The organism is Amycolatopsis sp. SID8362, from assembly GCF_010550475.1.
Taxonomy (GTDB): Bacteria; Actinomycetota; Actinomycetes; order Mycobacteriales; family Pseudonocardiaceae; genus Amycolatopsis; species Amycolatopsis eburnea.
In genome coordinates this window covers 1-11160 of record NZ_JAAGNB010000236.1, presented here as the reverse complement: position 1 = coordinate 11160, position 11160 = coordinate 1, and the positions used below count along the sequence as shown (strand labels likewise).

Genomic DNA, 11160 nt, shown 5'->3' with positions numbered 1-11160 from the left:
GCGTAGCCCTTGCGCGTCGCGGCGAGTTCGGCCGTACGGGCCAGCTCGGCACTGATGCGAGCGTCGGGGCCGGTGGCCGCCGAGGCCCGGTGCCAAGCACGCCGATCGGGCTCCGTCTCGGCGTCGGCCAGCGCCCGGTGCGCCCGCAGCCGCTGGTCGAGCGAAGCGCCCTGGTAGACGGCGGCACGCACCAAGGGGTGGCGGAAACTGAGGTGCTGCCCTGCGACGTGGACCAACCCCGCCCGTTCGGCCGGGGCCAGGTGCTCGACGCCCGCGCCGAGGTTCCCCGCGGCCTGGAGCACGACGGCCAGGTCGCCGGTGTCGTCGGCCGCGGCGACCAGCAGCAACGCCCGCGTCGATGCGGACAGCCGAAGCGCCTGCGCGTGGAAGGCCAGCTGCAGGCGGCTGGTGAGCGGCAGCACGTCCGTCACCGGTTCGGTGCGCAGGGCCGCTGGGAGTTCGATCAGCGCGAGCGGGTTACCACCCGCCTCGGCCAGCACCCGCCGCCGCACCTCGGGCTCCAGGTCGTGTTCGTGCTCGTCCACCACGGCGGCGGCCGCTTCGGCAGGCAACCCGCCCAGGTGCAGGTCGGGCAGGCCGGGCGCGGGGAACGGCACGTCGCCGGTGCGGACGCCGAACACCATGACCACGCCTTCGGCCCCGAGCCGGCGCGCGGCGAACAGCAGCGCCTCGGCCGATGACCGGTCCAGCCACTGCGCGTCGTCGATGACGCAGAGCACCGGGGCCCGTTCGGCGACGCTCGACAGGAGGGTCAGGACGGCCAGACCCACCAGCATGCGGTCGGCCGGCGGACCGGAGGCCAGGCCGAACGCGCCTTCGATGGCCTGGCGCTGGGGTGCCGGGAGCTGGGGCAGGTGCTCGGCCAGTACCGGGTGGAACAGCAGGTGCAGGCTGCTGAAGGAGAGCTCGGCCTCCGACTCGATGCCCAGACCGCGCAGCACCGGCAGGTCACAGCGGGAGGTGACCTCGTCCAGCAGCGCCGTCTTGCCGATGCCGGGCTCGCCGCGAACGACCAGGGCGCCACTCCCCCCGTCCCGCGCGGCGTCGAGCAGACGGGTGACCGACGCCAGCTCGGCCTGTCTCCCATGCAGCATGGCGGACAGGCTAACCAGCCGGCCGATGGCGGCCGTCGAGCCGGCCGCCCTTCAGCCGGCGCCGTAGCGGAGGCCGTCGACGAGGACGCCGACCAGCTGCCTGCCGTGCCCCTGCTCGCGGCCGGGTACGGGCCGGCACAGCAACGCGATCGCGTACAGGAGGTCTTCCGCGCCGAGGACACCGCCGCGGATCGCGCCGTCGGCGGCCGCCGCGTCGAGCAGGGCCGTGAGCGTGGGCCCCAGCCGCTCCATGAAGTAGCCGGGCAGGCCTTCGAACGCCGGATCGCCCGAGTGCAGGGCCGAAGCGAGCCCGCGCTTGGTCTCGAGGAGGTCGACGAACCGGTCGATCCAGAGCGACAGCGCCCGCGCCGGCGGGTGGGCCGCGCTCAGCTCGGGGCCGGCGTCGGCGACGGCGTCGATCCCGGTCCGCACGACGGCCTTGACCAGGTCCGAGCGCTGCGGGAAGTGCCGGTACAGCGTGCCGACGCCGACTCCGGCGAGGTCGGTGATCTCCTTGGCCGGGGCGTCCACGCCGGAGGTGTCGAAAACCGCCCGCGCCGCCTCGACGAGGGCCTCGACGTTGCGCTGGGCGTCGGCGCGCCGCCGCCGGGTCTCCTGGGTCACTTCGCCCCTCTCGGTTGCCTAACCGGAAAGCCTTTCCGTATAGTTCCGGAATAGCTTTCCACTTACGGCCAGCGTACGCCGGCCGGCACCTCGGCGGGAGAGAACCCATGCACTACCGCACCCTCGGCCGGACCGGGATCAACGTCAGCCCGTACGCGCTCGGCGCGATGATGTTCGCGACGTCGTTCGGCAACCCCGACCCGGACGACTCCGCCCGCATGATCCACAAGGCACTGGACGCGGGGATCAACTTCATCGACACCGCCGACGCCTACGGCGACTCCGAAGAGGTCGTGGGCAAGGCCTTGCGCGGCCGACGCGACGACGTCGTGCTCGCCACCAAGTTCGGCCGCCAGGTCGGCGACGCCCCGCACCACCAAGGCGCGTCCCGGCGCTGGATCGTCACGGCCGTCGAGAACTCGCTGCGGCGCCTGCGGGTCGACCACATCGACCTCTACCAGCTGCACCGCACCGATCCCACGACGGACGTCGAGGAAACGCTTTCCGCGCTGACCGACCTGCTCCGCGCCGGCAAGGTCCGCGCGATCGGGACGTCCCAGAGCCTCGCGTCCGACCTCGTCGAGGCCCAGTGGGTCGCGGAACGCCGCGGCCTGGCGCGGTTCCGCACCGAGCAGGCGGCCTACTCCCTCCTCAACCGCGGCGTCGAACGCGAAGTGCTGCCGCTGGCCCAGCGCTTCGGCATGGGCACGCTGATCTGGGGCCCGCTCGGCCAGGGCCTGCTCACCGGGCGCGTCCGCAAGGGCGGGCGGAACGACCTGCGCCGGGCCCACCTGCTCAAGCACCTCAGCGACGAACGCCGGCTCGACGTCGTCGAGCAGCTCGTGCCGCTGGCCGCCGAAGCCGGCCTGCCGATGACCCACCTCGCGATGGCCTTCGTCATCGCCCACCCCGGCGTCACGAGCGCATTGCTCGGCCCGCGAACCATGCCCCAGCTCGACGACCTGCTGGCGGGCATCGACGTCCGGCTCACCGACGACGTCCTCGACCGCATCGACGAGATCGTGCCGCCTGGCACCAATGTCGGCACGCTCGACCAGAACTACCAGCCGCCGGCCGTGCACGACCCGCGCCTGCGCCGCCGCCCGCTCACCGAACGCGCCGCGGCGTAGCCGCTTCCTGAGCGGGCCGCGCGGCCCGCAATGCCGCCTCGACCCGGCGGTTGCTGGTCATCGACGCCGTAACCACCGTCATCGTCAGGAGGAGAACCGCGGCGACGTAGACCGGGGTGCGGATGTCGTAGCCGGTGGCCAGCCAGCCACCGAGGAAGGCCCCGACCGGTGCGGCGCACATCGCCAGCATCCGCGAGGTGGACGCGACCCGGCCCATGAGGTGCGCCGGCACGATCGTCTGCCGGAGGGACGGACCGAGCACCATCGTGGCGCCCATGCCGGCTCCGCAGACCGCCAGCGCCAACCCGGCCACGTACGGGTTCGGAGCGGCCGCCAAGCCCAGGATGGCCAGCCCCTCGACGGCGGCCGTGCAGGTCAACGCCGTGCCGGTGCCGAGTCGCCGTCCGAGGTACGAAGCGATGCCCGCGCCGACCAGGCCGCCGGTCGCCTCCGCCGCGAGGAGCAGGCCGAAGCCGTAGGTGCCGATGCCGAGGCGGTCGTGCGCGAAGAGCGCGAGGACGGTCTCCACGGCGAGGAAGGCGACGTTCCCGACCGCCGGGCGCAGCGCGAGCCCGAGCAGCACCCGGTCACGGAAGACGTACGAGGCACCGGCCCGCGCCTGCCGGAGCAGCGACTCGCGGACCTCCGGCACGGGCCGGGGCGTCGCGGGCAACGTACGCACGAGCAGCGCGGAGAGCATGAACGACACCGCGTCGGCGAGCAGCGGAACCGCCCGCCCGAGCGCGAGCAGCGCACTGCCCGCGGGCGGCCCGGCGAACCCGGACATGGCGGTCTGGGTGCCACGCAGGCGGGAGTTGGCCCGTTCCAGGAGCGCGGGGTCGCGGCGGAGCAAATCCGGCAGGTAGGCCGTGGCGGCCGTGTCGAAGAAGAGCCCACCGAGGCCGAGCAGGAACGCGACGGCCGCGAGCAGGGGTATGGACAGCACGTCGAGGACGGCCGCCGCCGCGGGAATCGCGAGCAGCACCGCCCGTGCCGCGTCCGCGCCCCACATCGTGCGCCGCCGGTCCCAACGGTCCACCAGCGCACCACCGAGCACACCGAAGAGCAGCCACGGCAGCGTCCCCGCGGCCGTGACGACCGCGAGCGCCATCGGCTCCCGCGTCACCATCAACGCGAGCAGCGGCAGCGCGGCATGGGTCACCCCGTCACCGAGCGAGGAGATCGTCTGCGCAGTCCACAGCCGTCCGAACCCGGTCGGCAGCTTCCTGTTGGCGGTTTCGAACATGCGCCGACCGTATGGGCGAGACGGTGACCGGCGAATCGGTCGACGTGACTTAATTCGAGGGCTCGGCGTACGCGACGGCCACCCGGCAAAAAGAAAAACGCCCGGCTTGCGCCAAAAGCGCAAGCCGGGCGGAGGGGTGGGTCAGAACGACTTCTGCAGCACACCGTCGACGTAGGTGTCGGTCTTCCAGAACGCCAGCAGGCCGGCGATCTTCTGGCTCTCCGGCGGCGTTGTCCGGTAGGTCCACGCGACGTCTTCGTGGAGCCGGTCGCCGGTGCGGACGGACCAGTACTGGGCGATGCCCTTGTACGGGCACTGGGTCACCTTGTCGCTCGGTACCAGCAGGTCCGTGCGGACGTCCAGTTTGGACACGTAGTGGCGGGTCGGCAGGCCGGTTTCGAAGAGGAGCCGGGGGCTGCGCGATTCCGCGATCGTGATCCCGTCGAGCTCGAAGCGCACGTGCCGGGAGCTGGGCAGCACGTCGATCCGGGCGTGTGGGTCGCGGGGGTGGACGAAGATCTCCTCGTCCTCCTCGAACCACGCGTCCATCGCGTTCCAGTCGAAGCGGATGTGATCGCGCAGGGCGTCGACCGGGCTCGCCACGTAGTGCCGGGCCGCGCCCGGTGCCAGTGCCGAGCCGGCCTTCACCGTGAGCTTCTCGGCGTCGCCGAGGAGCTCGGAGCGATCCGTGTCCTGGTCGGGGATCAGCAGGCTGTCGTCCACGTCGGCCGCCGGGATGTAGTACACCGGGTAGCCGCGTGACTCCCAGACCAGCAGCGGCCGCAGGGTGTCGGCCACCACTTCGCCGCCGAGGTAGACCCGGACCCGCTTGGGGCTCGGCTCGGCCCGGACCGGCCGTGCGGCGGTCGTGGCGCTGGACGTCATCGAGGGGTCCTCCTCTGTGTCGGCTGGTTGTCGGCCCGGGTCACTCCGGGTTCCCGACGGGCTCGGGCTGCTGCGGGACCACGGCGGTGGCGGGGCCGGCCGGTTCCCGGTTCAGCCTGCGGATCTGGACCGCGGTGACGACGGCGATGAGCGCCGCGCCCGCCGACGCCACCAGCGGGACGACCAGCAGCGCGTTCACGCTCCGGCCCGCACCGACCACCACGGCCCCGACCGCCGGGCCGAACGTGAAGCCGAGGTTGCGCGCCAGCCCGGCCAGCGAACTGGCGGTGCCCATCCGTTCCCGCGGCGCGAACTTCATCGTGGCGCTCTGGTTCGGCGCCACGAACAGGCCCATCCCGGCGCCCACGATCGCCAGCCGCCACATCGTGCCCGCCGTGGTCCACTGCTCGCCTTGCGTGAAGAGCAGGGCGACGCCCAGGACGGCGAGGCACGCGCCGACCAGCCCGGCGCGCCAGTCGCCGAACTTGTCCGCCAGCTGGCCGCCGATGAAGGACACGATGCCCATCGCCAGCGGCATGGCGAACATGATCGAGCCGACTTCGCCCGCCGTGCGCCCCATGTGCTGTTCGAGGATGTAGGGCATCAGGAAGAACATCGAGCCGCCGGTCATCGTCACCAGCAACAAGGACGAGTCCAAAGACAACAGTGGTGGCAGGCGCAGCACCCCGGTGACGTTGGCGGCGTCCGAAGTGCGGGACCAGAACGCGCCGAGCACCACGGCGCCCACGAGCATGACGACGCCGACGACGGTCGAGCCGGACGTCAGGTTGTCGATTCCCAGCAGCAGCAGGGTGAACGCCCCGGCGACGACCGCCGCGGCACCCAGCCACGCCGGCGCGGGAGCGCGCAGCTTCCCCGCGTCCTTCACCGTCGCCGCGACGAGCGCGAACGCGATCGCGCTGATCGGCACGTTGACGAAGAACAGCCACGGCCAGGTCAGCTGGCTGACGATGAGGCTGCCGAAGACGGGCCCGCTCACCGAGCCGAGCGGGCCGATCACCCCGATCAGGCCCATCGCCTTGCCGCGGTCCTTCGGCGCGATCACCAGCGCGGCGGCGGCGAGCACGAGCACCGCGATCAACGCCGCGAACGTGCCCTGGACGACCCGCAGCGCGATGAGCACGCCCAGGTTCGGCGCGAACCCGCAGGCGGTGCTGGCGACGGCGAACCCGACGATGGCCAGCAGCAGCGACGAGCGCTTGCCGACGACGTCGACCCACCGGCCCAGCGGGATCATCAAGCCGATCATCGGCAGGTTGTAGGCGACCAGGAGCCACTGCGTCCCGGTCGCGGTGCTGTTCAGGTCGTGCCCGATCGTCGGCAGCGCGGTCGCGACGATCGTCATGTCCAGCGTGGCCATGTAGATCGAGAGGCCGATGGCGATCACCGCGAGCCAGCGCGTGCGATCGACCGGCGTGAAGTTGGGTGGTGGCATGCCGAAGCTCCAAACCTGGTGAGTGGCGAACCGGCGGCGGGCGCCGGGGAACGGGCGCGGCTGAAGGGAGGGCCGGCGGTGGCCCGGCCCGGGCGGCAGACCTGGGGCCCGCGTATCCACGGCCACTCGTCCTTGGAGCCGAGAACGGGTGGTTCGTGGCGGAGTCGACGCCCGGCAGCCCTTCAGCCGCGGCCCTGAATTTCATCGGACAGTGTGTCTTTCATCGGACAGTCTGTCTTCCGCCGGGCGCGGTGTCAAGCCGAAGCTAGGATCGGGGCCATGAGCACCCGGAAGTACGAGCAGCGGCTGCGGGCCGACGCCGCCGAGGAAACCCGAAGGCGCATCCTCGCCGCGGTGTACGAACGGCTGTGCCAGGCTCCGACCGAACCGGTGAGCATCGAGCAGGTCGCGAAGATGGCGGGGGTTTCCCGCTCCACGGTGTACCTGGTGTTCGGCTCGCGGGCGGGACTCTTCGACGCGCTGGGCGACGACCTGCGCGGCCGCGGCGGGTTCGACCGCGCCGCGGACGTGACGGTCGAAACCGATGCCCGCAAAGGACTTTCCGCGTCCATCCGCGCGTCCGTGCCCATCTTCGCCGAACACCGCGAGGTGCTCCGGGTCCTCTACTCGATGGCCCAGCTCGACCCCGACGCCGTCGGCGGAGCGGTGCAGCGGATGGCCGACTCCCGCTCGGCGGGCATGGCCTGGCACGCCCGGCGCCTGGCCGAGCAGGACCAGCTGCGGCCGGACGTCACCGTGGACGAGGCCGCCCACCTCCTGTGGACGCTCTGCGGTTTCGAAACCTTCGACCAGCTCTACACCGGCCGGGCGTTGCCGGTGGACGCGGTCGCCGACTTGATGGTCGCCATCGTCGAAAGGGTCGTCTGCGCGTGAGCCTCGCGGCTCGACTCGATCCGCTGCAGGCCGGCGAACGCCGCCGCCGCGAACCGGCGATCGGGACGCAGCAGGTTTTCGCGCAGGCACGCCTCGGTGAACTTGATGACGTGTTCGTCGCCGTGCTCGACGGAACGCGCGCTGAGTTCGTCGAACGACGGCAGGTCGGCGTCGGTCGCCGCCCGGACCATGTCCGCCTCGCCGCGGCGGTCCCGGGTGAACGCCAGCAGGAAGCCCAGGTGCACCTGCCACACCGCCGCCACGGACGCCGCGTGCTGCTCGGCCGGGAGGTACGGCAGGACCAGCCGGACGGCCGCCGGCAGGGTCACGGTGTGCACCATGGGAATCGCGAAGATCTCGTCGTGCGCCACGTAGACCCCGGCGAACTCCGCGGTCATCTCGCTGAGCAGCCACTGCGCGTCGCCCGGCGCGAGCTGCGCCAGGCCCTCGGTGTACCCGGGCATCGTGTCGAGCGTCTGCAACCGCTTCCCCGCGACGGGCGGGGTCACCGGCACCTCCCCCCGCAGCCGGGGCAGACCGGCGACCGCCTGGGCGACCCCCTGCCGCCCGCCCAGGCGCGGGCTGCCGGGTAGCCGCGTGAACCGCGCGGCCCAGTACCCCAGTGCCCGCGCCAGCTCGGTCAGCTGCAGCGGGCTCGGCTCCGGCACGGCCGCGAGGCTCCGCACGGCGTGCGCGGTCCGGATGGTCCCGTGGGTGAACCCCGCGAGCATCCCCGGGAGCAGCCGCGGCCACCACCGGGCCAGCACCGTCTGCCACGGTGCTTCCGCCAGTTCCCTGGCCATCAGCTGTTCCCAGTCCCCCGCCCGGTCGAAGGAACCCAGCGCGGACCGCCACGAAGACTCGTCGGCGGCGTCGAGCGCGAAGCGGGCCGACGGCGCGTCGTGGTGCGGCATGGCGGTCCGGTAGGTCTCGACCCACGACGCGACCTTGTCCCCGTGGCCGAGCGCGGCCAGCGCCTCGGCGCCCATCGGGCCGTGGTTGGCCAGGTCGCCCTGGATCCCGCGTTCGTACCCCAGGTCGTCCAGGCGCTCGAGCGCGTCGTTGACCGCGTCCGAATAGCTCACTTTCGTCATGCGATTTCGTCCTCTCGAAGCGGTCAGCTGAAGTCGGTGGCGGGCACGGTGGCGTAGTGGCTCATGACCTCCGCGGTGGCCTCCGGCGTCAGCTCGCGGCCGGCGTCGATCACCGCCCGCAGGTCCCGGAAGTACTGCACGTAGAGGTCCGGGGTGAAGGTGTTGAGCAGCACCAGCGGTTCGTCGCCGGGGTTGGCGAAGGTGTGCGGGGCACCGGGCGGCACCATCACGAAACTGCCCGCCGGCGCGTCGTGGCTGGTCTCCCCCACGATGAACCGGGCGGTGCCGGACACGACGTAGAAGCCCTCGTCGTGCTCGGCGTGGCGGTGCTGGGGCGGGCCGGAGGTGTGCGGCGGGAGCGTGATCTCCCCGACCCCGAGCCGGTGCGCGGTCGTGCCGCCGTCCTCCAGGATCCGCATGCGGGCCGCGCCCAGCACGATCAGCTCGCCGCCCGCCGGGCCGACGACGGAAACTTCGTTCACAGCTTCGGGCTCGCTCATCCGTCACATCCCCATTCCGTGGCCGTGGTGTTCGTGGAACTTCGCGACTTCGGGCGGGTGGACGACGAAGGGCCGCATCATGCCGTCGTCCTCGTGGTCGCCGACGTGGCAGTGGTAGACGTACTCGCCGGTGCCGCCCTCGAACTTGCCCGCGACCGCGACCCACTGGCCGCGGTTGACGAGGAACGTGTCCTTCCAGCCCTCTTCGTGCTTGGCCAGCGGGTCGTCGGTGATCCCCGAGATCGGCTTCGTCGTCCGTTCGGTCGGCAGGTCCCAGGTCGTGGTGAAGTTGCGCCGGAACAACGCCTGGAACCGCGCCAGGTGGACGTGCATCGGGTGCACCGGGCCCAGCGGTCCGACGTGGATGAAGTTCCAGATGGCCCAGCGGCCGTGGTCGATGTAGATCCCGACCGTGTCGTCGAACATGCTGTCGCGACGGCGGAAGGTCCGCGTGGCACCGGTTCCCGGATCGACGAGCTGGATGACGCCCGGGCCGCCCGGATCCGAGTCGACCTCCTCGAGCTCCCACATCTCCGGGTGGCCCTTCTTGCTCATCACCAGCCCGACCCAGACGTGGTCGTGGTCCTCGGGCACGGTGGTGCCGTGCTGCAGCCGCACGTAGGACGGCGAAAGCTTGGCGGGCAGCCGGAACGGGTCGGTCACGGGCTTGTCCGCCACCCGGAACTGCATGAGGTCGGGCTCGGTCGGGCCGGCGGCCGTGCGCGCGTCGGTCAGCCGGACGTTCATCCCCTGCAGCTTGCTGAAGTCGACGAGCAGGTCGAGCCGTTCGGCGGGGGCGATGGTCAGGCCGCCGGCGGGAACCGGGGCGGGGGCCGGCAGCAGGCCGCCGTCGGTCCCGATCACGCTGATCGCGTCGTTGTGCGACCGGCCGGCGTCGTCGGCGAGGTTGAGCGTGTAGATGCGCCCGTTGCTCACGTTGAGCAGCCGGAAGCGGTACCACTGGGCCCGCACGTCCAGGTGCGGCCAGATCGTCCCGTTCACCGTGTTGAACGGCCCGGTGAACCCGGCCGGGACCAGCGCGCCGTCGTACGGCACAGCCGGGATCTTGAACAGCAGCTGGCCGGTCAGCCCGCCGGTGGCGGGATCGGTGTCGAAGTTGCGGTCGCAGAGCAGCAACGGGATCTCGCGGTCACCGCAGGGCAGGCGGAGCGCCTTCTCCTCGTCGTCGCGGATGAGGTACATGCCGGTCAGCCCGGTGTGGAAGGTGTACCGGGTGATCGCCATCGAGTGGTCGTGGTAGAAGAGCGCGGTCGACGGCTGGCGGTTCCGGAACCGGGTCAGCTGGCTGGAGCCCTTCAGCACCCCGTTGTGCGGCCAGCCGTCGCTCGCGCCGTCGTTGGGGGCGCCGTGCAGGTGCGTGATCGTCCACGAGGGAAGGTCGGCGACCCCGTCGATGATCGTGTGGCCGGCGAGCGGCGCACCGGTCGCGTCGCGGTAGCCCGGGGTGTTGGTCGGGTTGGCCGGAGCCGGCGCCTGCACGGCCACCAGCGGCATCCGCCCCTCGATGTCGTTGAACCACTCGACCCGCAGTTCCTTCCCGCTGCGGACGTCGATGGTCGGCCCGGGGAACTCGCCGTCGAACGCCCAGACGGTCGTCGGCGGGAGCTGCGAGTGGAGCTGCACCTCGGTGCGTCTCATGTGGAGTTCGAGGTCCCGTTCCCGCGGCCGGATCACCGGCGGGACCCGGAGCGGGTCGAGGAACTTGGTCAGCCCCCAGTCCGGGCCGGTCGGCGCGCCCGCACCGGCGGGCACCGCCGGAGCGGCCACCGGGCTCGCCCCGGCGACCCGGAACATGTTCGTGCCGATGGACAACGCGCCGAAGAGCGCTCCGGTGGTCAGTGTGCGGCGGGTGATCTGCGCCTTCGGATATCCATCGTGGTCGGCCATTGCGCCCCGTTTCTCGTTTCCTGGTCATGACTTCGGCCCGGCCGGCCGCCGGTGCCCTGGTTCTGGAGTGCCGCGCGCGTCAGTCCTTGATCTCGCAGATCGTGACGCCGGCGGCGACGGTCTCGCCGACCACACCGGACAGTCCGGTGACGGTGCCCGCCTTGTGCGCGGTCAGCGGCTGTTCCATCTTCATCGCCTCGAGGACCACGAGAAGGTCGCCGCGGGCGGCCCTCGCGCCGTCGCGGGCGGCGACCTTGACGATGGTGCCCTGCATCGGCGCGACCACCGCGTCGCCGCCGGCCGCCGCG

11 protein-coding genes are annotated in these 11160 nt (G+C 72.0%); 2 read left to right on the top strand and 9 right to left on the bottom strand.

What is annotated here, in order from left to right:
* The coding region (locus tag G3I65_RS07945) for an AAA family ATPase (protein WP_160695506.1) at positions 1-1115 on the bottom strand (1115 nt) is incomplete at its 3' end.
* Positions 1116-1166: 51 nt separating this feature from the next.
* A complete protein-coding gene (locus tag G3I65_RS07940) occupies positions 1167-1739 on the bottom strand; it encodes a TetR/AcrR family transcriptional regulator (RefSeq protein ID WP_160695505.1) in 573 nt (190 codons plus the stop codon).
* A 107-nt stretch (positions 1740-1846) separates the two neighbouring features.
* On the opposite strand from G3I65_RS07940, the gene G3I65_RS07935 reads away from it, so the two are divergent.
* Positions 1847-2869, top strand: a complete 1023-nt coding sequence (locus G3I65_RS07935) for an aldo/keto reductase (RefSeq protein WP_160695504.1) — start codon at positions 1847-1849, stop codon at positions 2867-2869.
* Here G3I65_RS07935 and G3I65_RS07930 read toward each other — a convergent pair.
* From G3I65_RS07930 to G3I65_RS07920, 3 genes are all read right to left on the bottom strand, one after another.
* Positions 2847-4115: an MFS transporter gene (locus G3I65_RS07930; RefSeq protein ID WP_203612315.1), complete on the bottom strand. Its 1269-nt coding sequence runs from the start codon at positions 4113-4115 to the stop codon at positions 2847-2849. The genes G3I65_RS07935 and G3I65_RS07930 overlap by 23 nt on opposite strands.
* Positions 4116-4256: 141 nt before the next feature.
* Positions 4257-5000 carry a DUF427 domain-containing protein gene (locus G3I65_RS07925; protein ID WP_160695503.1) on the bottom strand — a complete coding sequence of 248 codons (744 nt, stop codon included), beginning with the start codon at positions 4998-5000 and terminating at the stop codon, positions 4257-4259.
* Positions 5001-5040: 40 nt separating this feature from the next.
* A complete protein-coding gene (locus G3I65_RS07920; RefSeq protein ID WP_160695502.1) occupies positions 5041-6456 on the bottom strand; it encodes an MFS transporter in 1416 nt (471 codons plus the stop codon).
* 279 nt (positions 6457-6735) lie between these two features.
* On the opposite strand from G3I65_RS07920, the gene G3I65_RS07915 reads away from it, so the two are divergent.
* On the top strand, positions 6736-7350 hold the full coding sequence (locus G3I65_RS07915; RefSeq protein WP_160695501.1) for a TetR/AcrR family transcriptional regulator: 615 nt from the start codon (positions 6736-6738) through the stop codon (positions 7348-7350).
* Here the strand turns inward: G3I65_RS07915 and G3I65_RS07910 are convergent.
* The 4 genes from G3I65_RS07910 to G3I65_RS07895 form a co-directional block, all read right to left on the bottom strand.
* The gene (locus G3I65_RS07910; protein ID WP_160695500.1) at positions 7272-8444 is read right to left on the bottom strand and encodes a questin oxidase family protein; all 1173 of its coding nucleotides are present in this window, start codon (positions 8442-8444) and stop codon (positions 7272-7274) included. The genes G3I65_RS07915 and G3I65_RS07910 overlap by 79 nt on opposite strands.
* A 23-nt stretch (positions 8445-8467) precedes the next feature.
* Positions 8468-8944: a cupin domain-containing protein gene (locus G3I65_RS07905; protein WP_166639799.1), complete on the bottom strand. Its 477-nt coding sequence runs from the start codon at positions 8942-8944 to the stop codon at positions 8468-8470.
* 3 nt (positions 8945-8947) lie between these two features.
* Complete coding sequence (locus G3I65_RS07900; RefSeq protein WP_239070765.1) at positions 8948-10852, bottom strand: multicopper oxidase family protein; 1905 nt, start codon at positions 10850-10852, stop codon at positions 8948-8950.
* Positions 10853-10931: 79 nt separating this feature from the next.
* On the bottom strand, positions 10932-11160 hold a 229-nt coding region (locus G3I65_RS07895; protein WP_304506153.1), incomplete at its 5' end, for a biotin/lipoyl-containing protein.

Excerpts from the sequence above, each read along its gene's own strand:
- G3I65_RS07900 (WP_239070765.1), bottom strand. The coding sequence starts at position 10,852 with ATGGCCGACCACGATGGATATCCGAAGGCGCAGATCACCCGCCGCACA.
- G3I65_RS07910 (WP_160695500.1), bottom strand. The coding sequence starts at position 8,444 with ATGACGAAAGTGAGCTATTCGGACGCGGTCAACGACGCGCTCGAGCGC.
- G3I65_RS07920 (WP_160695502.1), bottom strand. The coding sequence starts at position 6,456 with ATGCCACCACCCAACTTCACGCCGGTCGATCGCACGCGCTGGCTCGCG.
- G3I65_RS07905 (WP_166639799.1), bottom strand. The coding sequence starts at position 8,944 with ATGAGCGAGCCCGAAGCTGTGAACGAAGTTTCCGTCGTCGGCCCGGCG.
- G3I65_RS07930 (WP_203612315.1), bottom strand. The coding sequence starts at position 4,115 with ATGTTCGAAACCGCCAACAGGAAGCTGCCGACCGGGTTCGGACGGCTG.
- G3I65_RS07935 (WP_160695504.1), top strand. The coding sequence starts at position 1,847 with ATGCACTACCGCACCCTCGGCCGGACCGGGATCAACGTCAGCCCGTAC.
- G3I65_RS07915 (WP_160695501.1), top strand. The coding sequence starts at position 6,736 with ATGAGCACCCGGAAGTACGAGCAGCGGCTGCGGGCCGACGCCGCCGAG.
- G3I65_RS07925 (WP_160695503.1), bottom strand. The coding sequence starts at position 5,000 with ATGACGTCCAGCGCCACGACCGCCGCACGGCCGGTCCGGGCCGAGCCG.